This window comes from Streptomyces sp. NPDC007157, from assembly GCF_040634235.1.
Taxonomy (GTDB): Bacteria; Actinomycetota; Actinomycetes; order Streptomycetales; family Streptomycetaceae; genus Streptomyces.
Genome location: NZ_JBEYFE010000002.1, coordinates 50994 through 75838, shown reverse-complemented (window position 1 = coordinate 75838; position 24845 = coordinate 50994). Strand labels below are relative to the sequence as shown.

The 24845-nt window shown below is 70.0% G+C and carries 23 protein-coding genes and 2 pseudogenes; 18 read left to right on the top strand and 7 right to left on the bottom strand.

Annotated features, from left to right (window positions below; all coding sequences use genetic code 11):
- Nucleotides 1-112: 112 nt before the first annotated feature.
- The gene (locus ABZ642_RS03265) at nucleotides 113-790 is read right to left on the bottom strand and encodes a GAP family protein (RefSeq protein ID WP_360476281.1); all 678 of its coding nucleotides are present in this window, start codon (nucleotides 788-790) and stop codon (nucleotides 113-115) included.
- Nucleotides 791-1404: 614 nt separating this feature from the next.
- Here ABZ642_RS03265 and ABZ642_RS03260 point away from each other — a divergent pair.
- From ABZ642_RS03260 to ABZ642_RS03250, 3 genes are all read left to right on the top strand, one after another.
- Nucleotides 1405-1998 carry a hypothetical protein gene (locus ABZ642_RS03260; RefSeq protein ID WP_360476278.1) on the top strand — a complete coding sequence of 198 codons (594 nt, stop codon included), beginning with the start codon at nucleotides 1405-1407 and terminating at the stop codon, nucleotides 1996-1998.
- A gap of 207 nt (nucleotides 1999-2205) precedes the next feature.
- Nucleotides 2206-3525, top strand: a complete 1320-nt coding sequence (locus ABZ642_RS03255; RefSeq protein WP_360476275.1) for a Dyp-type peroxidase — start codon at nucleotides 2206-2208, stop codon at nucleotides 3523-3525.
- A 69-nt stretch (nucleotides 3526-3594) separates the two neighbouring features.
- A complete protein-coding gene (locus ABZ642_RS03250) occupies nucleotides 3595-4725 on the top strand; it encodes a catalase family protein (RefSeq protein ID WP_360476272.1) in 1131 nt (376 codons plus the stop codon).
- Nucleotides 4726-4812: 87 nt separating this feature from the next.
- Here the strand turns inward: ABZ642_RS03250 and ABZ642_RS03245 are convergent, their stop codons facing one another.
- From ABZ642_RS03245 to ilvA, 3 genes are all read right to left on the bottom strand, one after another.
- Entirely contained in the window at nucleotides 4813-5664 is an 852-nt protein-coding gene (locus ABZ642_RS03245; RefSeq protein ID WP_360476269.1) for an ABC transporter permease, read from the bottom strand.
- A complete protein-coding gene (locus ABZ642_RS03240) occupies nucleotides 5661-6674 on the bottom strand; it encodes an ATP-binding cassette domain-containing protein (protein WP_360476266.1) in 1014 nt (337 codons plus the stop codon). Before ABZ642_RS03240 ends, ABZ642_RS03245 begins: the two co-directional genes overlap by 4 nt.
- A 212-nt stretch (nucleotides 6675-6886) precedes the next feature.
- Complete coding sequence (ilvA, locus tag ABZ642_RS03235; protein WP_360476263.1) at nucleotides 6887-8116, bottom strand: threonine ammonia-lyase; 1230 nt, start codon at nucleotides 8114-8116, stop codon at nucleotides 6887-6889.
- 167 nt (nucleotides 8117-8283) lie between these two features.
- On the opposite strand from ilvA, the gene ABZ642_RS03230 reads away from it, so the two are divergent.
- The 3 genes from ABZ642_RS03230 to ABZ642_RS03220 all read left to right on the top strand — a co-directional run bounded on the left by ABZ642_RS03230 (nucleotide 8284) and on the right by ABZ642_RS03220 (nucleotide 9752).
- Nucleotides 8284-8778, top strand: coding sequence for a MarR family transcriptional regulator (locus tag ABZ642_RS03230; RefSeq protein ID WP_360477566.1), 495 nt, complete (start codon nucleotides 8284-8286; stop codon nucleotides 8776-8778).
- 222 nt (nucleotides 8779-9000) lie between these two features.
- Nucleotides 9001-9507 (top strand): sigma factor-like helix-turn-helix DNA-binding protein, encoded by a 507-nt coding sequence (locus ABZ642_RS03225; protein WP_360476260.1) that lies wholly within the window; start codon nucleotides 9001-9003, stop codon nucleotides 9505-9507.
- Nucleotides 9504-9752: a hypothetical protein gene (locus ABZ642_RS03220; RefSeq protein ID WP_360476257.1), complete on the top strand. Its 249-nt coding sequence runs from the start codon at nucleotides 9504-9506 to the stop codon at nucleotides 9750-9752. The genes ABZ642_RS03225 and ABZ642_RS03220 overlap by 4 nt, the downstream gene beginning before the upstream one ends.
- A 7-nt stretch (nucleotides 9753-9759) precedes the next feature.
- On the opposite strand, the gene ABZ642_RS03215 is transcribed toward ABZ642_RS03220, so the two are convergent.
- Entirely contained in the window at nucleotides 9760-10914 is a 1155-nt protein-coding gene (locus ABZ642_RS03215; protein WP_360476255.1) for a cystathionine gamma-synthase, read from the bottom strand.
- A 190-nt stretch (nucleotides 10915-11104) separates the two neighbouring features.
- Between ABZ642_RS03215 and ABZ642_RS03210 the strand changes: the two genes are divergently transcribed.
- From ABZ642_RS03210 to ABZ642_RS03190, 5 genes are all read left to right on the top strand, one after another.
- Entirely contained in the window at nucleotides 11105-12223 is a 1119-nt protein-coding gene (locus ABZ642_RS03210) for a hypothetical protein (protein ID WP_360476252.1), read from the top strand.
- Between the two features lie 220 nt (nucleotides 12224-12443).
- Complete coding sequence (locus tag ABZ642_RS03205) at nucleotides 12444-14078, top strand: M48 family metallopeptidase (RefSeq protein ID WP_360476249.1); 1635 nt, start codon at nucleotides 12444-12446, stop codon at nucleotides 14076-14078.
- A gap of 167 nt (nucleotides 14079-14245) precedes the next feature.
- Nucleotides 14246-15523 (top strand): GNAT family N-acetyltransferase, encoded by a 1278-nt coding sequence (locus tag ABZ642_RS03200; protein WP_360476246.1) that lies wholly within the window; start codon nucleotides 14246-14248, stop codon nucleotides 15521-15523.
- 183 nt (nucleotides 15524-15706) lie between these two features.
- Complete coding sequence (locus tag ABZ642_RS03195) at nucleotides 15707-16300, top strand: DUF4291 domain-containing protein (RefSeq protein WP_360476243.1); 594 nt, start codon at nucleotides 15707-15709, stop codon at nucleotides 16298-16300.
- A gap of 102 nt (nucleotides 16301-16402) precedes the next feature.
- Complete coding sequence (locus ABZ642_RS03190) at nucleotides 16403-16993, top strand: hypothetical protein (RefSeq protein WP_360476240.1); 591 nt, start codon at nucleotides 16403-16405, stop codon at nucleotides 16991-16993.
- A 166-nt stretch (nucleotides 16994-17159) separates the two neighbouring features.
- Here the strand turns inward: ABZ642_RS03190 and ABZ642_RS03185 are convergent, their stop codons facing one another.
- Nucleotides 17160-17639 carry a hypothetical protein gene (locus ABZ642_RS03185; protein WP_360476238.1) on the bottom strand — a complete coding sequence of 160 codons (480 nt, stop codon included), beginning with the start codon at nucleotides 17637-17639 and terminating at the stop codon, nucleotides 17160-17162.
- Nucleotides 17640-18139: 500 nt separating this feature from the next.
- Between ABZ642_RS03185 and ABZ642_RS03180 the strand changes: the two genes are divergently transcribed.
- Nucleotides 18140-18772 (top strand): hypothetical protein, encoded by a 633-nt coding sequence (locus tag ABZ642_RS03180; protein ID WP_360476235.1) that lies wholly within the window; start codon nucleotides 18140-18142, stop codon nucleotides 18770-18772.
- Between the two features lie 56 nt (nucleotides 18773-18828).
- Nucleotides 18829-19455, top strand: a complete 627-nt coding sequence (locus tag ABZ642_RS03175; protein ID WP_360477642.1) for a hypothetical protein — start codon at nucleotides 18829-18831, stop codon at nucleotides 19453-19455.
- 137 nt (nucleotides 19456-19592) lie between these two features.
- Here the strand turns inward: ABZ642_RS03175 and ABZ642_RS03170 are convergent.
- Nucleotides 19593-19703: pseudogene (locus tag ABZ642_RS03170) on the bottom strand (NADP oxidoreductase); the annotation flags it as partial.
- A gap of 57 nt (nucleotides 19704-19760) precedes the next feature.
- On the opposite strand from ABZ642_RS03170, the gene ABZ642_RS03165 reads away from it, so the two are divergent.
- The 5 genes and pseudogenes from ABZ642_RS03165 to ABZ642_RS03145 all read left to right on the top strand — a co-directional run bounded on the left by ABZ642_RS03165 (nucleotide 19761) and on the right by ABZ642_RS03145 (nucleotide 24631).
- Nucleotides 19761-20045 (top strand): helix-turn-helix domain-containing protein, encoded by a 285-nt coding sequence (locus ABZ642_RS03165; protein ID WP_360476232.1) that lies wholly within the window; start codon nucleotides 19761-19763, stop codon nucleotides 20043-20045.
- Between the two features lie 361 nt (nucleotides 20046-20406).
- Nucleotides 20407-21804, top strand: coding sequence for an FAD-binding oxidoreductase (locus ABZ642_RS03160; protein WP_360476229.1), 1398 nt, complete (start codon nucleotides 20407-20409; stop codon nucleotides 21802-21804).
- A gap of 175 nt (nucleotides 21805-21979) precedes the next feature.
- Nucleotides 21980-23590, top strand: coding sequence for a M48 family metallopeptidase (locus tag ABZ642_RS03155; RefSeq protein ID WP_360476226.1), 1611 nt, complete (start codon nucleotides 21980-21982; stop codon nucleotides 23588-23590).
- Nucleotides 23485-23709, top strand: a pseudogene (locus tag ABZ642_RS03150) (DUF4291 family protein); the annotation flags it as partial. The gene ABZ642_RS03155 and the pseudogene ABZ642_RS03150, both read left to right, overlap by 106 nt.
- Nucleotides 23710-24076: 367 nt before the next feature.
- Nucleotides 24077-24631: a hypothetical protein gene (locus tag ABZ642_RS03145; RefSeq protein WP_360476223.1), complete on the top strand. Its 555-nt coding sequence runs from the start codon at nucleotides 24077-24079 to the stop codon at nucleotides 24629-24631.
- Nucleotides 24632-24845: the final 214 nt, after the last annotated feature.

Genomic DNA, 24845 nt, shown 5'->3' with positions numbered 1-24845 from the left:
TCTCCACCGCGAGCCCCGCCTCCGGTAGGTCTTCTGCGCGTGCCGGATACGTGTCGGACCTTCTCGGTGCATGTCTGTGATCGGGCGACACCGCCACGCGTGGGTAAGCCCGTCAGGAGGTGAGAATGCTGATGCCGTCGCCGAGCAGTTTCAACCCGAGAACGAAGAACAGGACCGCCATCACGGCGACATTGTGCTGGGCCGCCCAGTCCTTCCAGTTGCCGAGCGTGATTTTGGCCCGCTCTCCTCCTAGGAGGTAGACGCCCAGTGGGGCCAGCAGGCCGAGGGTGGCGATCACGACGAAGATTGCCAGTGATGCGATCTGCTGCCCGACCGGCAGTCCGGCTGAGCCGATCGAGGCGGCAGCGGCGATGGTCAGCGGGGCGTTCTTGGCGTTCAGCGCCGCCAGGGCCAGTCCGAGTCCGAAGACCTTGACCGGCGTGAGACGGTCGATCGCGCCCATCCACTTCGGCAGCTGGGCTTGTGAGGGATCCTTTGGACGCCGGTGCCATTGCCGGGTGCCGAAGACGACGAGGAGCACGCCCAGGGCGAGCTTGAGGGCTCCTACCCAGGTGGCCGGGTGACTGTGTGTGGAGGCACCTGCGGGGGAAGCGATCGCCAGCATGACCGCGCCCAGCGCCGAGAGTCCCAGGATCCAGCCGATGGTGAAGAGGGGTCCGTTGAGGCGTCCCCGAGGCGTGGCGAGGATGAGGATGATGGCGATGATCGGGAGCGGGCTGATCGCGACGGCGGCCGCGAAGCCCAGTATGTCACCGAGAACTTTGCCCATGACTGCCTCCAGGTGGGGGTCAGAGCGGCTATCGAGTTGAGCGACGCTTTACGGGGGTGCGTGACTCGACCGCCTGAACGCGGAGTCGTGGGACTGTCGTGGACGCGTCCGGGACGTGTGAGAAAAGGGCCCCGGAAACGGGTCCGCAGCCTCTCCGGAAGCGGCCCATCTGGACGGCGATCCTCAGCGGTCGGCGCCGTCCGGCAGCGCGGTCGGATGTTTCCGAACTGCGGTTGCCCCGAGAACGTGACGACGACGAACCCGGCAAGCCCATATTCCATGATCCTGCGTTCTCACGAATCTGTCCTAGGGAGCTTCTCGGAGCTCTGAGGGCCTTGGCCTGCTCGTTGCCCCTGGTGGTGCCCGCACCGCGCTCGGCGGCAAGTCGGTATCCGAGAATGTTGTCTTTCTCGGCACTGTGACGAACAGGGCACACCTCGCGACCTGTCGAGTGCGGACGGTAGCCGTCCGGTGTCGGGGACCCGGGTAGCCGCATCACCCCGGGCCGGGGATGCGAGGCGGTTGGCACGCGGTCAGGATGAAGAGGTGAGGGCGACGGCGCCTCATCTCCGAGCGCTTGGTGACCCTCGGACCGGTCCGCAGGAGGGATCACCATGGCCGCAACTTCAGGAGCGACCCCGTCGGCTCACCTCGAGCGCAAGGGCATGAAGGCTGGGGTATGCACGGAGTTCACCGTCTTCGCCAAGATCAAGCCGGGCCATGCGGATGCTCTGCGTGAGCTTCTCGCCAAGACCACCAGCGGGTCGGCTGACACGGCGGGAAACGTTGAGGCGGTGCGCGAGCTCGGCATCCTGCACGATGCACGCCATGTGATATTCGACAACGACACCCGGTACATGTTCGCCAGCGTTTTCGACGGCACCTGGGACAACTACATCGACGACTTCGCCAAGACGGTGGTCGGGAAGCTCTTCAATGAAGCCTTCTCGCATACGGAAGGCTTTCCTGGCGTCACCGATCCGGGGGTGAAGGACTGGTTCATCGCCCACCAGGAGCCTGCGGGGATCTTCGTCAGCGCCTATCCCGATCTGACCGTTCAGCAGATCTACAAGGACCAACGCGTGGACGAAGCATTCCAGGAGGTGCTGGACACCGCCGAGTTCCGGGCGATGCTGGACAACCCGGCGAACGCCGAGTTGCGGGAGACGCCGGCCTTCCAGAAGCTGCTGGAAGAAGCCTCTGCCTAGAACCCGGACACGACCAACCCCCAGGCGACCCGACGCCGCATCGGGATGAGGCGGGCACCTGCCGACGTGCACGATGCCGCGGCGGTGAATCGGCACGTCATGGATCACGCCGGCGGGCGCGAGCCGACCGCCGCAGTTGTCCAGGTAAAGATCGATGTGGAGGCACAAGCGATCATGAACGCGCCGGTAGACACGAGCGGAGCCAGCGTGAGCATCGAGATCGACGACGTCCAGAGCGGGGCACTGCGGCCGAGGCCCGTCCCCTACGAGGGGAAGTACATCCTCCTGCGCGTCGATGACCCCCGTGCCGGGCGGGCCCTGCTGCGGCGGCTGCTCCCGGTGGTCTCGGGTGGTCTGCCGGGCGCGGACCGACAGCAGGATGCCTGGGTCGCCGTGGCGCTCACCTACCAGGGGCTGAAAGCGCTGGGGGTGCCTCAGGAGTCGCTGGACAGCTTTCCGCAGGCGTTCCGTGAGGGCATGGCCGCTCGGGCGGAGCTGATCGGAGACGTGGGCGAGAGCGCCCCGGCCCACTGGGAGGCACCGTTCGGAACCGGAGACGTCCACATCGCGCTGAGCGCCCTCTCCTCCGATACCGCGCAGCTGGACCAGGAGCTGGAGCGGGCCCGTGTCGCCTACGAGGACACGCCCGGTGTCCAGGTGGTCTGGCAGCAGGACGTCCACCAACTCCCGACCGGGCGAACCACCTTCGGCTTCCGGGACGGCATCAGCCATCCGAACATCGAAGGCGTCGGACTGCCCGGCTCCAACCCGCAGGAAACCCCCATCAAGGCCGGCGAATTCATCCTCGGCTACCCCGACGAGACCGGCAATCTGCCACCCATGCCCAGCCCCGACGTGCTCGGGCGCAACGGAACCTACGCTGCCGTGCGCAAGGTCCACACCGACGTGGCGGCCTGGCGCAGGTTCCTACGCGCGAACAGCTCCGGCGCCGAGGAGGAGGCGCTGCTGGCGGCGAAGATGATCGGGCGCTGGCCCAGCGGGGCGCCGCTGACGCTGACACCGGAGCACGATGATCCGGAGCTGGCGGCCGATCCGCACCGCGTCAACAACTTCCAGTACCGGGAGAACGACGACCGGGGGTACCGGTGCCCCGCCGGTGCGCACATCCGGCGTACCAACCCCCGCGACGCCACCATCATCGGCGACGCCCGGATGCACCGGCTCATCCGTCGCGGCACCACCTACGGCCCGCCGCTGCCCGAGGGCGTGCTGGAGGACGACGGCGCCGACCGGGGCCTGGTCGGGGTTTTCCTCGGGGCCCATCTTGAACGGCAGTTCGAGTTCATCAAGGCCCAGTGGGTGAACGACGGCAACTTCATCGGCTACCCCGGCGAGCAGGACCCGGTGGCCGGCCATCACGGCGGGACCGGCAGCGTCACCATCCCGGAGAAGCCGGTCCGGCGCCGCCTGCAGAACCTGCCCAGCTTCGTGGTCACCCGCGGCGGCGAGTACTGCTTCGTGCCGGGTCTGCGTGCCCTGCGCTGGCTCGCCGAGCTGGAGGACTGACGGCAACCTACCCCCTGAGGCCCCACCCCCCAGAGGTCCGATCACGCCCTCCGAGGAGAGGTCGACGTCATGGCAGCACAGTTCGTCCGCTACACGCCGGATGTCGAAGACGACGATCCGCACTTCGACCAGAACGTGCAGACGGTGATCGAGAGGACCGGGAAATACATCGCGGAGTCGGTCGAGGCCGGTGGTACCGGCCGGGCCCTCCGTGACGCCCACGCCAAGGGCTACGGGCTGGTTCGGGGCGAAGTGGAGATCCTGGACGGGCTGCCCCCCGAGTACGCCCAGGGCATCTACGCGACCCCGGGGACCCACGACGCGCTGATCCGCTTCTCCAACGGCTCGCCTCACACCGGAGCCGACGCGCGACTGGGCGCCGCCACCGGACTGGCACTGAAGATGTTCGGCATCCCCGGCCCGACCCTGCTGGACGACGAACCGGACACAGGCACGTTCGACTACGCCAACATCAACGGGCCGGTCTTCTTCTGCAACACGGTCGAGCACTACCTGTTCATCCAGGAGCTGTTCCTGAACGCGCCGGCCTACTTCTCCCAGGGCCGGCCCGGCGCCCATCGCTTCTACACCGAGTTCGTGACCGGAAAGGGAACGCTGGACCAGGACAACTGGGCGTGGGACGAGTTCCTGGCCTTCCTGCGCGTGGCGAAGACCCCTCCGGCAAACGTGCTGCTGTCCAGCTACTGGACGATGGGCGCGGTCCGGCACGGGGACTACATCGCCAAGGTGCGCATCACCCCCGACCCGTCCGCCGCCGCCGCGGTGGTCCGGCGCACCTTCGACCCGGCCTCGGCGGCGGAGGTCTTCAGGCCGGCCCTGCAAGCAGAGTTGCAGGAGCGGCCCTACGCCTTCGACATCCAGGTCCAGCTCTGCACCGACCTGGCGCGCATGCCGGTGGAGGACACCACCGTCGAGTGGCCGGAGCAGCTCTCGCCCTCCTTCACCGTGGCCAAGCTGCGGCTGCCCCAGCAGGACATCTCCGGCCCGGAGAACCTGGAGAAGATGGACGCACTGTCCTTCACGCCCTGGCGGGTCACCGCCGAGCACGCGCCCCTGGGCAACATCATGCGGGCCCGCAAGGAGGTCTACCGGAACTCCTCCATCGAGCGCCACAACCTCAACCAGCAGCCGCGCACAGAACCCCGCAGCGCCGACGAGGTACTCGGCCCGGCCCAGTGACACCAACACGACTGGAAGAGCCAGAAGTCCGGCATCCCGGCCGCAGTGCAGTTCGGTGCGCTCGACAACGCCCTGAGAGTGCCGTGCTCAGCCGGCCGCCCGGCGGTACTTGCGGACCGCGAGCGTACGGAAGGCCAGGATGATCGCGACCGACCAGAGCAGCGAGGCCAGGACCGGGTGCTGCATGGGCCAGGCGTCGGACGCGTTGAAGCCCGGCGGCAGGTTGCCGAACAGCTCACGGCTGGCCTGCACGGTGGCGCTGAACGGGTTCCACTCCGCGATGTGCCGCAGGAACGTCGGCAGGTGGCTCGCGTCCACGAACGCGTTCGAGATGAACGTCAGCGGGAACAGCCAGATCAGACCGCCCGACGTCGCCGCCTCAGGGGTACGTACGGACAGGCCGATCAGCGCGCCGATCCACGAGAACGCGTACCCGAGCAGCAGGAGCAGACCGAAGCCGGCGAGCACCTTGCCGAGGTTCTCGTGCGTGCGCCAGCCGACGATCAGGGCGACGACCGCCAGCACGACGAGGGTGAGCGCGGTCTGCACCAGGTCGGCGATGGTCCGGCCGGTCAGCACCGCACCGCGCGCCATGGGCAACGACCGGAAGCGGTCGATGAGGCCCTTGTGCATGTCGTCGGCGATGCCGGCGCCCGCGCCCGCGGTGGCGAAGGTCACCGTCTGCGCGAAGATGCCGGCCATCAGGAACTCGCGGTAGGCCTGGGTGGAGGTGGACGAGCCGACCTGGATCGAACCGCCGAACACATAGGTGAACAGCACCACGAACATGATCGGCTGGATGAGCCCGAAGATCAGCATCTCGGGGATCCGGGACATCCGGATCAGGTTGCGTTTGGCGACCACCATCGAGTCGCGGAAGGACTGGCTGAGGGCGTTGCCCGGGGCGGCTACCCGCACGGCGTCGCTGACGGCACTCACTTCACGGTCTCCTTGCGGGTGTCCTTGCGGGTGTCCTTCGGGCCCTGTTCGCCGTTGTCCTCGGTCTTCTCCTCGGCCGTGTGTCCGGTCAGGGACAGGAAGACGTCGTCGAGGGTGGGGCGGCGCAGTGCGATGTCGTCGATCTCGATGCCCCGGGAGTCCAGCTCGCGTATGACCTCGGCGAGCAGCTTGGCGCCGCCGGTGACGGGGACGGTGAGCTTGCGGGTGTGCTCCTCGACCGTGGTCTCGCCCTTGCCGAAGCCGTGCAGCACCTCGGCGGCGGTCGGGATGTGGTCGCGCTCGTGCACCACGACCTCGACGCGCTCGCCGCCGGTGCGGGCCTTGAGCTGGTCGGAGGTGCCCTGCGCGATGACCCGGCCGTGGTCGACGACCGCGATGTCGTGGGCGAGGTGGTCGGCCTCCTCGAGGTACTGGGTGGTGAGCAGCAGCGTCGTACCGCCGGAGACCAGTTGTTTGATGACCTCCCACAGCTGCTGGCGGTTGCGGGGGTCGAGGCCGGTCGTCGGTTCGTCCATGAACATCACGGGCGGCGAGACGACCAGGGCGGCCGCGAGGTCGAGGCGGCGGCGCATGCCTCCGGAGTAGGTCTTGGTGGGGCGGTCGGCGGCGTCCGTGAGGTGGAACTGGTCCAGCAGCTCGACCGCGCGGGCCTTGGCCTGCTTCGCGCCCATCTGGTAGAGACGGCCGACCATCTGCAGGTTCTCGCGGCCGGTCAGGTATTCGTCGACCGCCGCGAACTGTCCGGACAGGCCGATGGAGCGGCGTACCGCGTCCGGTTGCCTGACCACGTCCAGGCCCGCGACGACCGCCTTGCCGCTGTCGGGGCGGAGCAGGGTCGTCAGGCAGCGGACGGTCGTCGTCTTGCCGGCGCCGTTCGGCCCGAGCAGTCCGAGGACGGTGCCTTCGGGGACATCGAGGTCGACGCCGTCCAAAGCCCTTACGTCACCGAAGGTCTTCACCAGGCCTTCGGCATAGATGGCGCCTGGCATATGGGTCTCCACGTCGTTGAGGATTCTTCGAGAAAGGCTAGGTATGCGCGCTTCGGGCCGCCTATGGTTTTCGCGGCGCGACGGCAGCCGGGCGCGGCCGTGGCCACGCGACACACCATAACGCGATGTATCGCGTCCGTCGACAGATTTCCTCGAACGAGTGGATGAACAGGTCCCGACCTGGCCGTTTCCCGCGGGAACGGCCGCCCCTCTCAGTCGATGACCGTGTAACCGGCCTCGCGCAACGCATGCTCGAGCTCGGTGCAGTGCACCGGCCCCTTCGTCTCCAGATGCAGTTCGACCTCCGCCTCCGAGAGCCCGAGCCGCGGGTCGGTCCGCACGTGACTCACGTCCAGGACGTTGGCGTCGGCCGCCGACAGTACCCCGAGCAGTGTGGCGAGGGCGCCCGGCCGGTCGGTCAGCCGCAGCCGTACGGCCAGGTAGCGGCCCTGCGCCGACATGCCGTGCCGCAGCACCCGCTGCATCAGCACCGGATCGACGTTGCCGCCGGAGAGCACCGCGACGACCGGTCCGGCGAAGGCGCCGGGATCGGCGAGCAGGGCGGCCACCGGAGCGGCGCCGGCCGGTTCCACGACCAGCTTGGCCCGCTCCAGGCAGAGCAGCAGGGCGGCGGAGAGCTGGTCCTCGCCGACCGTGCGGACCTCGTCGACCAGCTCCTCGATCAGCGCGAACGGCACATCGCCGGGCCGTCCGACCTTGATGCCGTCGGCCATCGTCACCGGGTTCTGCACCGAGACCGGGCGCCCGGCCGCCAGCGAGGGCGGATACGCGGCCGCGCCCTCCGCCTGGACGCCGACGATCCGCACGTCCGGCCTGACCGCCTTCACCGCGACCGCGATCCCGGCCGCGAGCCCGCCGCCGCCGATCCCGACGACGATCGTGCGGACCTCCGGGCACTGGTCCAGGATCTCCAGGCCGACCGTGCCCTGACCGGCGATGACGTCGGGGTGGTCGAAGGGGTGGATGAACACCGCGCCGGTCTCGGCCGCGTACTCCTGGGCGGCGGCCAGCGTCTCGTCGACCACCTGACCGTGCAGCCGTACCTCCGCACCGTATTCGCGGGTGGCGCTGATCTTGGGCAGTGGGGCGCCGACGGGCATGAACACCGTGGCGTGCACGCCCAGCAGCGCGGAGGCCAGGGCCACGCCCTGCGCGTGGTTCCCGGCGCTGGCCGCCACGACCCCGGCGGCGCGCTCCTCGGGCAGCAGCCCGGCGATCCGCACATAGGCGCCGCGCAGTTTGAACGAACCGGTCCGCTGGAGGTTCTCGCACTTGAGGTGCACCGGCGAGCCGACCAGCTGGGACAGATGCCTGCTGCCCTCCATCGCGGTCACCCGTGCCACGCCCGCGAGCATCTTCTGCGCGCCGCGTACGTCGTCGAGGGTGACGGGGCGCAAGGAGTCAGCCGTGCTGTAGCTCATGACTCAAGTCTCGCAGTTCACAGGCCAAAGCCTCGGGTGTGACCAAGCTCCGAGACCGGTTTGCGCAGCGCCGGTACGGCTCGCCCCCTGTCCGCGTACTCTGTCCCCCACACCAGCACTCTTCATGAAGTGAGCCTCCGGCCATGCCCACAACACCTGAAATGTCGATGGACATGACGACCGTCGGTGACACCGGTCTCCTCGACACGCTGCAGCACGAGGTGGCGGTGTTCGCCCGCCGTGCCGAACAGACCCGGCTCGGCGGCGTGGGGCAGGTGCGCAACTCCATGGACCGCGCCGCGTATCTGCTGCTCAACCGGCTCGACAAGGAAGGCCCCATGGGGGTCAAGGCGCTCGCCGCGAGCATGGGGATCGACTCCTCCACGGTCACCCGGCAGGTGGCCCCGCTGGTCGACACCGGCCTCGTCAAGCGCACCTCGCACCCCGAGGACGGGCGGGCCGTGGTGCTCCAGCTGTCCCCGCGCGGGCTGTCGCGACTGGACGAAGTGCGTTCCTCGCGGCGGCAGTTGATGGCGGAGCTGACCCAGGACTGGGAGCCGGAGGAGCGCGAGACGTTCTGCGCGCTCCTCACGCGCTTCAACAGCGCCCTGTCCGCGCGCATGACCGTCCAGCCCGGCACGGACACACCGCCGGCGTCCTGAACCCCGGCCGGCACCCGACCGGCGTCCTGAGCCCCGGCCGGCACCCGGCCCGCGTCCTGAGCCCCGACCGGCACCGGCCCGCGGAACATCCGGCGCGCGTGCGTGCCGCCCGGCTCTTGACCGTGGGGGCACCCCTGGCCTCATATGAGACCGGGCCTCCGTCGTATCCGAATCCGTGTCCGGGTCCCGGACCCGGTGGGGCCCCACAGACGGGGAGGCGTGGTGCGTGATCGGCAGGCGTTCCAGGACGCCCGCCGGGCCCGGGAGTTCGAGGCGTTCGTCGCGGGCGCGGCAGGACGGCTGCTGCATGCCGCGACCCTGCTCACCGCGGAGGCCCCGGACGCCAACCCGCGCGCGCGGCGCCTGCTGACCCACGCTCTCGCGCACACGTACGCGAGCTGGGACCGGCTGCGCGGCGAGGACCCGTACGACCGGGCCCGCCAGCACCTGGCCCTGCGCTTCGCGAACTCCGTCTGGCACCAGCACGGCGGCCCGCTGAGCCGCACCCGCCCGCACCCGCACAGCGCCCTCGCCGTCCTGACGCCCCAGGAACGCCTGATCCTGGTGCTCCGGCTGTACGAGGGGGTCGCCGAGGAGCAGACGGCGGCGCTGCTCGGCCTGCCCACCGACCGCGTGCACGCCATCTGCGACCGGGCCACCGCCACCCTGCTGCACCCGCCCAGGAAGGCGGCACCCACGGTGATGGGAGCGAAGGTGGCACCGTCGTGAACCGCGCCGAACGCGAGGCCGCCGCCCGGCGGATCATGGACCAGAGACCGCCACGGGTGCCGCCCGACCTCTACGGCGAGGTGGTGCGCCGAGGCGGCCGCCTGCTGCGCCGCAGACGCTCGGCCCGCCGCCTGCTGTGGCTGCTGCTGTGCGCGGCGGCGCTGGCATTCACCGTCTGGGCGGCACTGGTCCGGCCGTGGGCGCAGCCGCCGTCCACGACGACTCCGCCCATCGTCGGCTGGTGAGCCGGACCTAGCCCAGCGCCTGCTGCAGGTCCTCCAGCAGGTCGTCGACGTTCTCGATGCCCACGGACAGACGCACCAGGTCGGCGGGCACCTCCAGCGCGGAACCGGCCGCCGAGGCGTGGGTCATCCGGCCCGGGTGCTCGATCAGCGACTCGACACCGCCCAGGGACTCACCGAGGGTGAACACCTTGGCGCGGTTGCAGACCTCGACGGCCGCTTCTTCGCCGCCCGTGACCTGGAAGGAGATCATGCCGCCGAAGGCCTTCATCTGCTTGGCGGCGGTCTCGTGACCGGGGTGCTCGGGCAGGCCCGGGTAGAGGACGCGCGTCACGCGCGCGTGCCGGCTCAGCATGTCGGCGATCCTGGTGGCGTTCTCGCTGTGCCGGTCCATGCGCACCGCGAGCGTCTTGGTGCCGCGCAGCACCAGCCACGAGTCGAACGGTCCGGCGACCGCGCCCATCGCGTTCTGGTGGTACACGAGCTCCTCGCCCAGCGCCTGGTCCGACACGATCAGCGCGCCGCCGACCACGTCCGAGTGGCCGCCCATGTACTTCGTCAGCGAGTGCACGACGACGTCCGCGCCGAGCGAGAGCGGCTGCTGGAGGTACGGCGTGGCGAAGGTGTTGTCGACGACGAGCCGGGCGCCCGCGTCGTGGGCGACCTGCGCGACCGCGGCGATGTCGGTGATGCCGAGCAGCGGGTTGGACGGGGTCTCCACCCAGACCGCCTTGGTCTTCGGGGTGATCGCGGCACGCACGGCCGTCGGGTCGCTGGTGTCGGCGACGGACCACTCCACGCCCCACCGCGAGACGACCTTCGCGAACAGCCGGAACGTGCCGCCGTAGGCGTCGTTCGGGATGACCACGTGGTCGCCGGGGCTGAGCAGGGTGCGCAGCAGGGTGTCCTCGGCCGCCAGCCCGGACGCGAACGCGAGCCCGCGGCGGCCGCCCTCCAGCGCGGCGAGGTTCTCTTCCAGGGCGGTCCTGGTGGGATTGGCGCTACGGCTGTACTCGTAGCCGCCGCGCAGACCGCCCACGCCGTCCTGCTTGTAGGTCGAGACCTGGTAGATCGGCGGTACGACCGCGCCGGTGAGGGGGTCCGCCGTGTTGCCCGCGTGGATGGCGAGCGTCTCGAAGTGCTGACTGATGTGCCTGTCGCTCATGGGTCATGAGCCTAGTGCTCACCTGCCTGCTCACGCGCCCTGAAGGGGCGCGGGGCCGTATCGATGTGCGGCTCCGCCGCGTGGGTACGCCAGGCTCCCACGGCCCGCGGCCGCGCCCCCGGCCCCGCGTTGTCCACAGGTCGTGACCACCGGTTGGCCAATTGTCCGCGCCGTCTGGTTCGCTTGACGCATGGCGATTCTCTGGGCCCTGATGGCGCTGCTCCTGCTGAGCTTCGTGCTGCTCCCCGTCCTGCGGCGGCGGCGCGGCATGATCGAGCAGGTCCACCCGAGCCACCCGGACGCCGCCGACCCGGCGGACTACGGCTTCGTGCGCGAGGAGGACCTGGACATCCGGATGCCGGGACCCGACCAGGACCTGCTCGACGTCCTGGACCTGGTGCAGCGCACCCACGACTACCACGCGGCGGCGCAGCTGCTCGCGGGCACGGAGATCACCGGCGAGCTGCGCTGGCAGCGGGTGCAGGCCTTCGCCGGCGCGGCGGCGCTGGAGCTCCAGCAGCGGCCGGGCGGGGTCAGCGAGACGCCGGGCGGGCAGTGGCTTCGGGTGTGGCGCGCCGAGCAGCCCAAGGACGCGGGCGGCGCCGCCGTGCACGCGGAGTTCCTGGTCCAGCAGGCGTGGCGGACGTCGACGCCGGGCACGGACGACTTCCGGATCATCATGGAGGAGGCCAGGGACGCCTGCGGACAGGCGGCCCTGCTGTCCCCCGGGGACCCGGTGCCGTACATCGTCGAGCTCTCGGTGGCACGCGGGCTGAACTACTCGCAGGCCGAGTTCGAGAAGCTGTGGCTGAAGATCCTGGACCGCGCGCCGACGCACATGGGGGCGCACCTCGCGGCCCTGCACTACTGGTGCGAGAAGTGGCACGGCTCGCGTGCGGCGGCGTACTCCTTCGCCGAGGCCGCCGCCGCGCGCGCCCCGCGGGGTTCGCTGCTGGCCGCGATGCCGCTGTTCGCGGTCTTCGAGCACCTCCCCGAGGTGAACCTGGTGGCGAGCTTCTACCAGAGCGAGGTCGTCACCAAGGCGGTCCACGGCGCCCTGCACGCGGTGCACTCGGCCCGCCAGGACGACCCGATGCTCGCCCATGTCCGGCATCTGCTGGTCTTCTTCCTGGTCCGCTCCGAGCGCTGGGCGGAGGCCATGGGCGAGCTGATACACGTCGACGGGCACGTGGGGGCCCTGCCGTGGACGCTGTCCGCGAACCCGGCCGCCGAGTTCACCCTCTACCGCGCGCTGGCGGTGGCGGGCTACGAGGCGAACGGCGGAAGCCCGGCGACGCTGCACACCTGAGGGCGCGCTGAGGGCGCGCTGAGGGTTCCGGGAAAGAGAAGGGTCGTGTGTCGGCCGCGGGCGGGTGGGGGCCGGCCGCGCAGTTCCCCGCGCCCCTTACGGGACGCGTAACACCAGCCCCATCCGTACCGAGCGTGGGCGTCCGCTTCCGTGCGTTCCCGTTCGTTCTCCGTGTCGTTGTCGGTTCCCCGTTCCGGGGTCCTGTGGGGGGATCTGCCCGATGGGCGCAACTCTGCGGGCGCTGCGCGCCCTTGTCCTGCTCTGCGGTTTCTATCTGCTGAGCCTCGTTCTGCTGGCGGCGCTGGCCGCGTTCGACGTGGCCGCGGTCGCCTGGGGGCACGGGGCCGTCGCCGGGAAGATCGTGCTGGTCTCGGTGGTGCTGGCGATCCCGGTGGTCCGAGGCATGTTCATGCTCCGCACGCCCAAGGACGACGGCCCGGTCGGCCTCTCCGTCACGGAGGCCGACGAGCCCCGCCTGTGGGCGCTGGTGAGGGAGCTCGCGGCGGCGACGGGCACCCGGGCGCCGGACACCGTCGTGCTCACCGGTGACGTCAACGCGGCGGTCGACGAGGAGCCCCGGCTGCTCGGCCTGCGCCCCGGACCGCGCCGCCTCCACCTGGGCGTACCGCTGCTGACCGGGCTGACCGAGGCCCAGTTCACGGCCGTCCTCGCCCATGAGTACGGGCACTTCACCGGAGGCGACACCCGGCTGTCGGCCCTTGCCGTACGCGGCCGGGTGCAGATCGGGCGGACCGTCGGGCACTTCCACGCGAAGGCCGACAGCAAGGAGGCCGCCGAGCGCGCCCGGCAGCAGCAGGCCGCCGCCAGACGGACCGCGAAGGGCAAGAAGGCCAAGGAGATCGACACCGCCGGCGCCGGGATCACCTACCGGCTGATGGCGGCGATCTACACGGCCTACGCGAAGCTCTACATGCGGGCCACGCTGTCGACGGCCCGCGCGCAGGAGTACGCCGCCGACCTGGCCGCCGCGCGGATCGCCGGCCGGGACGCGACCGCCTCGGCGCTGCGCGAGATCCCGGTGCTGGCCACGGCGCACGACTTCTACCTGGAGTCGTACGCCACGCTCGGTGTCACGGCCCGCCGGCTCCCGCCGCGCGGCCAGTTCTTCGGCGGCTTCGGCCGGATGCTGACAGCGCGCGGGGCGGAGCTGGCGAGGATGCGGGAGAAGCTGCCGACGGAGCCGGTATCGCCGTACGACTCGCATCCGCCGATCGCCGACCGGGTGCTGCGGATCGAGGCGCTGCCCCCCGACGGGCACGGCGACCAGGACGGCGGCCCGGCGCTCGCGCTGCTCGCCGACCCGGCCCGGACCCTGGCCGCGCTGGAGGACGCGGTGCTGACCGACGAGGTACGGCAGTTCGAGCGCGCCGGGGAGTGGGAGCAGCTGCTGGGCTCCTCGATGGCCGCGGGGCTGGCCTCGCTCGACACCCCGCTGCATCGGGCGCTCGCCTCCCACACCAGGGACCGGCCGACGCTGCCCGCACTGCTCACGGTGATCGACGACGGTCAGCTGTGGCAGCTTGCCCAGCGGCTGCCCCTGTCCGAGCAGGCGGCGGCCGCGCAGGGCCGGGCGTTCCGGGAGTCCGTACGGCCGGTGCTGCGGGACTCGCTGCAGAGCATGGTGCTGGCGGAGTTCAGCGCGCGGTCGCTGCTGCACTGGGAGTTCTCCTGGTCGCGTCCGGCGTCGGTGCGGCTGCCCGGTTCGGCGTCCGACCTGGACGGGGAGGCGGGCACGGAGGCCGCGCTGGCCGCCGCGGTGAACGCCGCGCTGGCCGACCACCCCGACACCGCCCCACTGCGCGCGCTCCTGCCCCCGGCCCCACAGCCGGCCTGACCAGGGAGATCCCATGTTGTTCGACCGCACGCCGCAGCTGCCCACTGCCGGGCGGGCGCTCAGGGGGCCGGCCGGCGCGCGCGTTCGAGGTCCCCGACCGCCTGGGTTCGGCACGCGGCGCCGCGGAGGGGAAGAATGGGAGCCCCACGCCGTGTGAGGTGGTGGCGATGCCTGCTTGGCACCTGCGTGACTATCACGAAGACGATCTTGACCAGGCCATCGACATCTGGGATCAGAGCCGCCGGGCCGACGAGGACCAGGTGTTCGCGGTTTCCGAGGTCATGACGGCGGCCAAGGCCGGACAGACCTCGGTCGTCGCGGTGGTCGGCGATGAACTGGTCGGCATGGCCGTGGCACAGGCGTACGGAAAGCGGGGTTGGATCCTCCTGGTGGCGCTCGCCTCCCGCTGGCGCGAGCGCGGGATCGGCAGCGCCCTGCTCTCCGAACTCGAACGGCGCCTTCGGGCACTGGGCGTGCGCCACATCAGCGCGCTGTTGCCCGCCGGCGCGGCGGGGACGAAGGCGCTGGAGAACTCCGGCTACCGGTTCCGCGACGGGCTCACCTACTACGAGAAACTCGAACCTCCCGAGACCGCCAACTCGGAGGTCCTCGCGGCGCTGGGCGGCCGCATGCTGCCCGGGGGTCTCTGGGACGCCATGGCCGGCATGGAGCAGGAGAAGCAGGTCGTCGAACGCCGTGTCGTGCTCCCGCTGACCGAACCGGCTCTGGCAGACCGTTACGGCGTCGTCCCGCCCAAGGCGATCATCCTGTTCGGCCCGCCAGGTACCGGAAAGACCAGTTTCGCCAAAGCGGTCGCCTCACGGCTCGGCTGGCCGTTCGTGGAACTCTTCCCCTCACGGCTCGCGGCCGACACGAGCGAGGGCCTGGCCGTGGCACTGCGGGAGGCCTTCGCCGACCTGGCGGAACTGGACTCGGTCCTCCTCTTCATCGACGAGGTCGAGGAGATCGCCGGTGCGCGCTCCGGCAAGGCGGTCGATCCCGGGCACGGCGTGACCAACGAGCTGCTCAAGCTCATCCCCATCTTCCGCGAGCACGACGCGCGACTGCTGGCCTGTGCCACCAACTCGGTTCGCTCTCTCGACGCGGCGTTCCTGCGGCCGGGCCGGTTCGACTACGTCATCCCCATCGGCCCGCCGGACGCGACCGCCCGCGCGGCGATCTGGAGCCGTTATCTCAGAGCCTCCGCCGAGTCGGTGGACATCGCCCAACTCGTCCGCGCGAGCGAGCTGTTCACCCCGGCCGACATCGAATTCGCCGCCCGCAAGGGCGCACAGGCGGCATTCGAGCGCGAAGTCACCCATCGTCAAGGCCGACCGGCCACGACCGAGGACTACATGACCGCCATCGCCGACACTCGACCGACACTCACCGCACAGGCCATCCAGGAGTTCGCGGAGGACATCGACAAGTACCGCCGACTCTGACCCGGAGCCCACGCCCGGCCGGCGTCAACAGCGGTGGCCTTCCACTCCGGCCCGTCCTCCATGTGCCCGACGGACCGCACGCCGACCGGACGGCTCGTACGGCGGCCACGTCACGTGTCGCTGCGGCTACGACACTTCGAAATTCAGTGGCCGCCTGAACCGGCCGACCGCACGCTGTACGTCATGGAAGAACCGCAACGCAGGATCCGTGCGGCCCACTCGGAATCCACGATCACCGTCTACCAGGCATACTCCCCGGAGATCGGCCTGCCCGCCGTCCGCGACGGCCGTTTCCCCGGCGCGTGGAAGCGGGACCGGATGACGTGGATCAAACCGTCGTTCCTGTGGATGATGTACCGCTGCGGCTGGGGTACCAAGGCGGGCCAGGAGACCGTTCTCGCTGTCGAGATCACCCGGGACGGCTTCGATTGGGCGCTGCGTCACGCCTGTCTGTCGAGCTACGCCCCCGGGGTCCACCCCGACCGCGCCACGTGGCAGCGGCAGGTGAAGCGCGCGCCCACCCGGGTGCAGTGGGACCCGGAACGGGACCTGCGCCTGCAGCCCCTGCCGTACCGGTCCCTGCAACTCGGCCTGTCCGGTGAGGCCGCACGACGTTACGCGGACGAGTGGACGGTCACCATCCGCGACATGACCCCGCTCGCCCACGAGATCCACGCCCTCGTCAGCAGCGGGGACCTGGACTCCGCCGCCCGGCTGCTGCCGCAGGAATCCTCCTATCCCCTTGGAGACGCGGGACTTGCCCACCTCCGCGGATAACGCGCTGCTCCGCCCGACAGCCGGCTCCGGCCCGTGGGTCACATGGCAGCACAGGCCCGCCGGGACCGGAGTGTCCTGCCCGATCGGTGTGGCGCCGGCCGAATGACGAGCAGCGACCTCGACCGGGACCGGCTGTCCACACTGTGGCAGCGCCGGTATCCGAAGGGGCCTCCCATCGCCCATGAACTGCGCACTGCCTACAACGACCGTTGGATTCGCTTCCACAGCCTGCCTGGCTCGAAGCGCTACCCGGAGACCGAGGACGAGTACGCCATCGTCCTCCACCGGTACAACACGATCCTGGACGAACTCTTCGCAGGCACCGACATCTACGTCGTCACCGTGGCCTGGTCCTGGGAACCGGGCGGACCAGAACTCCCGCCGGAGCGGCACGAGGCGCACCCCGAAGGCACCCTATGGACGACGTTGGCCCACGAGGACGATCCCGACCTCCACACTTACACGCACCTTTACGCCGACCGCCGCCCCTGGCGACCAGGCACGGTCGACGACATCCTCCGCGAGGTCACGGATGACGTGCTCAGCGGAGTGATCATCACGGACAGCGGACTCACCCGCGTCCACCATCCCTACGACGGCGGCGCAGACGTCATCGCAGCGAGCTCCGAAGAACGGAACCAACTGCGGGACAGCCACCATGACTGGCTGCCTCGCAACCCGGAGGGCCTTTGAGACAACAGTGGGAGCGGCCGGTGTCCGACGGGGCCCATGCCCGCTCCGACGGATACCTGACTCAACGCCGGCATCCGGGTCGCTGTCCTGGCCGGCTCGGTGACGTTGGTGTCTGTGCCGAGCCGCGAAGAGGGTCGTGTCGTGCTGAAGCAGGGCGCGGTGGCGGTCACTCGACACCCAGCGGTCCGATACCCAGGTCCTCACGCATGGTGTGACGCATCCGCGCCATGGCCGCGCGCCGCTGCGCTATCAGGGGCGCTTCCTCGGCGGAGCCGACGGCCACCCCTCGGGCGTAGGCGTCGCGCAGGGCGCGCAGCCCGTGGAACGCTTCGTTCCCCGCCGTCACGACCTGCGGCGGCCCCACGAGCCAAAGGCGTTCACTGGCTGTATGGATGCCAGTGCCGCGGACGGCCTCCCGCACTGCCGCGTCACGTGCCGACGCGGACATGTGATCGCCCAAGGCGACGGCCCGTATATCTTCACCTGCGGCTTTGAGAGCGGAGACGAACACGGTATACACCTCGCGCCGTATTTCCAGCGCGTGTCTGGCTTCCTCCCGTCGCCACCGGTTGCGATCGGCGATCAGAGTGGCTGCGATACCGATGGCGGCACCGGCCAGTGTGGAGAGCAGGGGCATCCAGTCCATGTGCCGCAGCTTTTCCGAAACGGCGCGCCGCCACCAGTGGTCTCGCTGCGAACGCGGGCGCCCGCCTCCCGGAAACGGATCGTCTCGAGTGCTGCCGAAGGGCGTCGGAGCAGGGCAGACGGCGGCTCAAGACCACGATCGTGCACCACTGACCGTGGTCGCGTGGTGAGCGGGCAGACGTGGTCATGTGCCCGTCCGGCCCGGGGGGGGTGCTGAGGGGACAACCGGCGCTCGTGATCCGACGGGCGGTGGCCCCGACCGATCCGGCCGAGCTCGTCGCGTACCTCTCGTCCCAGTGCCGCTGATGCGACAAGGACGAGCATGGCTGTGAAGAGAGCGGAGACCATCGCGAAGACGGCTCCTACCACTCCGTGGCGCTCGACGGAGGAGTTGAAGAGGATGCGGGCTGCGACCGCACTGTGGACCAGGTCACCTTTGGGCCGGCCCTTCGAGATGAGGATCATGGTCCCGCAATGAAGTGGACGAAGGAGACGCCCCCGATGAAGCATTCCGATCACGAGCCCGAACTCTCGGCCCACCAGCGGGTGATGCGGAACCGGCTTCTAGCGGCCCCTGTGATGCCCGCGCCCGAACCCTGGCGGCCCGTCTTCGCGTACGAGTACGGCGTCCCCGTCGGCGGACTGCTCGGGATCGGCTTCGCGACGGATCCTGCCACCGGCCACGATCTGGTGATGGTCGTCTCCAACGACGGCCACGGTCTCTTCGACGCCGTGACCGGCGAGAAGATCGCCAGGGACCGCGATCCCGCTCCCGAGGACAGCACCCCCGACGCCGTTGCCGACCTGTCCTGCCCCGGGCTGGGACCGATCACCGGAAACCGCGTACGCATCGCCGGGCTCTTCGGCGGCGGGCTGCACACCACCACCGAAGACGGCTGGACCCTGGAAGTCGTCACCCCGGCCTGGCCGAACGAACGGGTCCTGCTGTCCCGCGACGGCGGGCTCCCCCACGCGGGTCCGCACGGAGAGGAGTGGTGGCACATCTTCCACTCGAACTACTCCACGTTCCGTGCAGCCGGCTTCTCCCCCTCCGGCCGAACGGTCGCCGTGGCGACGAGCAGCGACCTCTCCCTGTGGACCCGCGTTACGGACGACCGTCATACCGGCGGCTGAGACTTGCCCGAGTCGGGGTGGAAGACCAGAAGGAGGCGGAGTTGAGCGTCACAGGTGTGTGGATCGTCGGCGCGGTGCCTGACCAGGAGGTACGGAATTTGCTGAGCGCTTCGGTTCGGAACTCGGCGCAGGCGCCGGTGCACTGTGACGTGCCTGCGGAGCTGGCGTGGTGGCGGAGCAAGGCGCAAGCGTCCATATTCACTCCGTCGACGCGCTCTCCCGGCGATTGGAGCGCCGACGAGGACGCCTTCCGGCTGAGCGCGTTCTTCGACGCCTGCCACGACGACTCCGACCACGCGGAGGAGTTGCGTGACACGGTCATGGATCGGTTTCCCCCCGATGTCGAGGAGGGCTTGTTCGTGGCCACGGCCCGCAAGGCCGGCCCGTTCTCCGCCTTGGCCTACGCACTGGGTCCCGACGCGACGCTACGACTGCCGGGCCGGTTCGGGGACTTCCTTCTCGATGCCGAGCAAGTCCGCGCCCAGCTGCCCGCGGTCGAGGAGACCCTCGTCCTCACCGGAAACCCACGCCGTGACGCGGTCGAGCGGATCCATGCGTGGATGACCGGCCTGGGTGACGATCCTGACCACGACGCAGGCGAGCTATTCGACGGCCCGCTGCGCGTTCTCCGCCATGCCGCCCGGACCGGACAGGGGGCGGCCGGCCAAGTCCGCTGGTACTGACGTGGCCGAACACCCGTGTACCTGGCCGCCGTGTGCCCGCCGGACTTGGCCGAACACCACGCCCCGTCAAAGGCACCCACCGATCTCAGCATGTCCGCGACGCCGTCCCAGGGCACGGCGAGGAGCGCCGCATCGCGCCCCGTGACCGCTTCACGCGGCGTGACAGCGAGCACTGTGTGGCCCAGTCGCTCAGCGAGCCTCTCCGCCTTGACCTGCGACCGTCCGCCGATCGCCACCTCATGCCCCACACGTGCCCAGCCGTCGCCCAGGGCCGCCGCCAGTGTGCCTGTTCCCAGGATCCCGTTGTGCTGGCGGCGCTTCGCGTGGGACCGCGCCGACGCCGCCGGCTGCGCGCTGCAATCGGCGGCATCAGCGACAAGGTGCTGACCGACTGCCTGCACCGTCTGCTCGCGAGCGGACTGATCGAGCGCCACGCACATGCCGGGGCACCGCCGCGCGTCGACTACGCCCTGACCGGTTCGGGGCAGAGCCTGATCGACGGCCCGATGACGGCGCTCGGACGCTGGGCCGTCGAGCACGGCGACGAACTTCTCGAAGCGCAGGAGAGCAGTTCGGCAAAAGGTCTGTGAGCGGGCCTTGACCTGGGTCATCAAGGCGCGCTCAGGTCGTCTTTGGCGTTGAGGACAGTGGAACCCTGCTCCGCGCGAGATCCGTTCGAAGACGGACCTGTGCCGCTCAACGGCAGAGCGGTGCGGCGCCAAGGCTCAGGACAGCACGCCAGGCCGGCGTCCGTGCGGGCTCTGGCGGACTGCGCGTCGTTCGGGCCGACGGCCGACGTGCGGGACTCGGCGGGCAGCCGGACAATATTGGTGCGGGGTGCTTGAACCCTGCTGCTGGTCCTCGTCGCAGGGTCACACGGATCTGCGTCGTACGCCCCTCGCAGCCCTCCCGGTCAGCGCTCCGCGCGCGTGAGCAGAAGGGTGCTCGAGCATGGGCGGCATCAACGGACCGGCTCTTGAGGGTCTGCGTGAGGCACTGCGGGGACCCGTCCTCGCGCCGGGAGAAGCGGGCTATGACGAGGCCCGCAGCATCTACAACGCCATGATCGACCGGCGTCCGGCGGTGATCGCGGGGTGCGTCGACGTGGCGGACGTACGGACGGCGCTCTCGTTCGCCCAGGAGACCGGGCTGGAGCTGACAGTGCGTGGCGGCGGGCACAGCGGTCCGGGGCTGTGTGTGGTCGACGACGCGCTGATGCTCGACCTGACGCCGATGCGCTGGGTGGACGTCGACCCGCAGACGAGGACCGCCCGCGTGGGCGGCGGAAGCCAGTGGGGCGACCTCGACCACGCGACCCACACGTTCGGCCTGGCCACTCCGGCCGGGATCGTGTCGACCACCGGAGTCGGCGGTCTCACCCTCGGCGGTGGGCACGGGCATCTGACCCGCAGGTACGGCCTGACCATCGACAACCTGCTGTCCGCCGACGTGGTCCTCGCCGACGGCACGTTCGTCACCGCGTCGGAGAACGACCACCCGGACCTGTTCTGGGCGCTGCGGGGCGGCGGCGGCAACTTCGGTGTGGTCACGTCGTTCACCTTCCGGCTGCACCCCGTGGACACCGTCGGCCTCGCGGTGACCGTCTGGCCCGTCGACCGCACCCGTGAAGTGCTCCAGTGGTACCGGGAGTTCCTGCCCGGTGCGCCCGAGGAGCTCAGCGGCTTCTTCGCCCTCTTGACGGTTCCGCCCGGGCCGCCCTTCCCCGAGCCGATCCACGGACGGAAGGTGTGTGGCGTGGTGTGGTGCTACACAGGTGACCTGGAAGGGGATCGCTTGGAGAAGGCATTGGCCGTCGTGAACGTGCCCGGGCCGCCGGTGTTCCACTTCACCACTCCCGTGCCCTACCCCGCGCTGCAGAGCATGTTTGACGGGCTGATGCCGAAGGGGCTGCAGTGGTACTGGCGCGGCGATTTCTTCGACGCGGTCCCCGACGACGCCATCGCCGTACACGAGACGTACGGCCAGAACCTCCCAACCGGCCTGTCCACGATGCACCTGTACCCGATCGACGGGGCCACCCGCCGGGTCGGTGCCGACGAAACGGCCTGGGCCTATCGACATGCCACGTGGTCCGGTGTCATCGCGGGCATCGACCCCGAGCCCGCCAACGCCGGCCCGGTCCGCCAGTGGTGCATCGACTACTGGAGTGATCTGCACCCCTATTCCATGGGCGGCGCCTACATCAACTTCCTTGGCGAGGAGGAAAGCGCCGACCGGGTCCGGGGTACGTACCGTGAACACTACGACCGGCTCGCCGCGATCAAGCACACTTACGACCCCGACAACTTCTTCCACGCCAACCAGAACATCCCACCCGCCACCTCGTGAGCGGCCCGACTCCGGAACGCTGGACCTGGCACGAGCGAGACGCTCTCGTCCGACATCCGAGTGCGACGACTCGACGCCTCAGGGAGCGACGGACCCGTTCGGGAAACTGCGGGTAATATCCGCGAGCGCTTTGGCCTCCTCAGGGTGCTGTACCAGGTGGGTGGGAGATTCCTCGATGACGTTTCGACTGCGCGCTGTCCGCGCGTTCGCTCTGCTGGTCGGCTTCTTTCTGATGGGCGGGGTCCTGCTGTCGGCCATGGCGGTGCTCGACTGGCTGCTGATGACAAGCCTGTTCACCGCGCAGGCGGCCTGGTTGGAAGGCGTGGTTCTGACCGTCACCGTTCTGCTGGCGGCGGCGATTGTGCGGGGCATGTTCGCCTTTCTGCGGGCCGGGCGTCTCGGCCCGGTGCCAGACGCGGTTCCGGTCACTCCTGAGGACCAGCCCAAGCTGTGGGAACAGATACGAATCGCCGCCGAAGCGACGGGGCAGCGGCCGCCGGATGAGCTCTACCTGGTCGCCGAGGTCAACGCGGGAGTCGCCGAACACAGCCGCCTGCTGGGGCTGCTGCCCGGACGCCGCCGTATGCACCTCGGTCTGCCGCTGCTCGCCGGGCTGACCGTCCCGCAGTTGCGCGCCGTCCTCGCCCACGAGTTCGGCCACTACGCAAACCTCGACACCCGGCTCGGCGGTGTCACGATGCGCGGCCGGAATGCAGTAGTGCACACGGTGGAGGCCTTCCAGCAGGGCGGAACCAGGCTGCACTTCGTGATCGGCGCCCTGTACGTCGGTTACGCCCGGTTGTTCCTGCGTACCTCGCAGTCCGTCGCCCGCCACCAGGAGTTCGCCGCCGACAAGATGGCCGCCCGGTACGCGGGGCGTGACACGACGGCCGCCGCCCTGCGCATCATTCCGATACTCGATGGCGCGTACGCCCACTACCTGGAGACGTACGCCGGGATGGGCAGGTCGCAGGGAGCGCTACCGCCTGTGGGCGAGGTGCACGGCGGTTTCCGTCGGTTGCTCGCCGCCCGTGCCGGGGAGCGGCTCGCCGAGCTCTCCGCCGGGCAGCGTCCGCCGCGGCCACATCCGTACGATTCGCACCCGCCGACAGCCGAACGGATCGCCCTGATAGAGAAGCTGCCCACCGACGACCGGCCCTCCGAGCCGGCCGATGGGTCGGCCGCGCTGACCCTGCTGCAGGACACGGACCGGGTGTTCGCCGCACTGGAGGAACGCACGCTGTCAAAGGAGACGGCGCTCCTGCGGCGGAGGAGTTGGGACGACCTCGTCATGGCCCGCGCGGTCGAGGACGCCGACGGCTGGTCACGGCCGCTGCGGGTCGCCGTGGCCAGGGCGCTTCGCTCATCGGCGCAAGGTGCCGAGGGAACGCTGCCCGTACGCCGAGATGCCACAGCCGAGGTGGCGGCGAACGACCTCTTGCCCGGCTTGGAGGAGACACTCGACGCGATCGACCGCGGCCTGCTGTGGACGGCGGTCGCCGACCGCATACCCAAGCCGTATCAGGCGTCACGACTGACAGGGCCGTCCGCCCGCAACTTCATTCGGCCCAAGATCTTCGACGGGCTCGCGGGCATGGTCCACCTGCGACTCGTCGAGTCGGGACACGCCAGACCGGACATCGCCTGGTCGGGGCAGCCTGGACTCTTCCTGCCCGAGTCGTGGGAGAAGGGCATGGACGACGCCATCGACGCGGCCGTCGCCGACACACCCGACACCGCCCCGCTGCGTGCCCTGCTCACCGGCCACGACTGCGTGTCCGCGTAGCCGGTGTGCGGCCGGGTTGTCCCTCGACGGCACGATCCCAGTCCGCTTCAACTCGACAAAAGGTTCGGGAACGCTGCTTGACCTGGATCAAACCGTCGTTCCTGTGGATGATGTACCGCTGCGAGGCCGGTGGCGGGCCCGGCGTCGTGGTCGGCACGTCACCCGGTGCCGAAGGTGCCCGGCTCGGCGTGGCCACTAGGCCGGATGCCGTCTCCGGGATGCGTGCCTCGGTCATTCCGCCACAGGATCCTGGTCATGCGGACATCTACTGTCATACGACCCCGTCCTCTGCTGGCGCGGCGCGGCGGCGCACGTCATGCCATATCCGCGGCGCTTGCCTGCGGTGCCCTGCTGGCCGGCACCGCGGCGTGTTCCGGATCCGACGGGCACCGGACTCATGTCGGTGCCCCGGGCGTCAACAACCCGGCTGGGCCCGGCTCCCCCGGCCCGGACGCGGGGCCGCCGGTTCCGGGCGTCGGAAGCCGTATGTGGAAACACGTACCGGCCAACGCCCGCCAGGCCGTGGTCGTCTACGGCGACAGCCCGGACTCGGCCGAGAGCACCGTCGTGCTCTACGAGAAACAGGGCACGGCCTGGAAGACCAAGGGCAGTTGGCCCGCGCACAACGGCAGGCTGGGCTGGACGACCGACCATCGCATGGACGACGAGCGCAGTCCCGTCGGCGCGTTCTCCCTGACGGACGCGGGCGGGTCCCTCGAGGATCCGGGCAGTCGCCTGCACTACTGGTACGACGACAACGCCTTCGCGTCCATGGTCGAGGACGGCGATGAACACGCCCACGACTTCGACTACGTCATCGCCATCGACTACAACCGGGTCAAGGGTGTCCCGCCGTTCGACTGGAACCGTCCCCAGGGAGTGGAGAAGGGCGGCGGCATATGGCTGCACCTGGACCACGGCGACGGCACGTCTGCCTGTGTCACCCTTCCCGAGTCCGGCATGAAGACCCTGCTGCACTCCCTGGATCCCCGGCTTCACCCGGTCGTGGTGATGGGAGACCGGGCGCGGCTGAAAGCCTGACGCCCGGCCTGTAACCCGGCAGGCACACCGGCCCCGCGAGTTGCGACGCGCGAGCTCGCTCAGTACCGGGGGCGGCGGTGGCGGTTCGGAGACCGGCCGAGCGACGACCGTCGGCCGGTCTCCGAACCGCCGCCGCTGCCCCCGGCGTGTGGAAGCGCGAGAAGATGACATGGGCCGTCAAGCCGCGTTCACAGCCCCCTATTCCGTGCCTGAA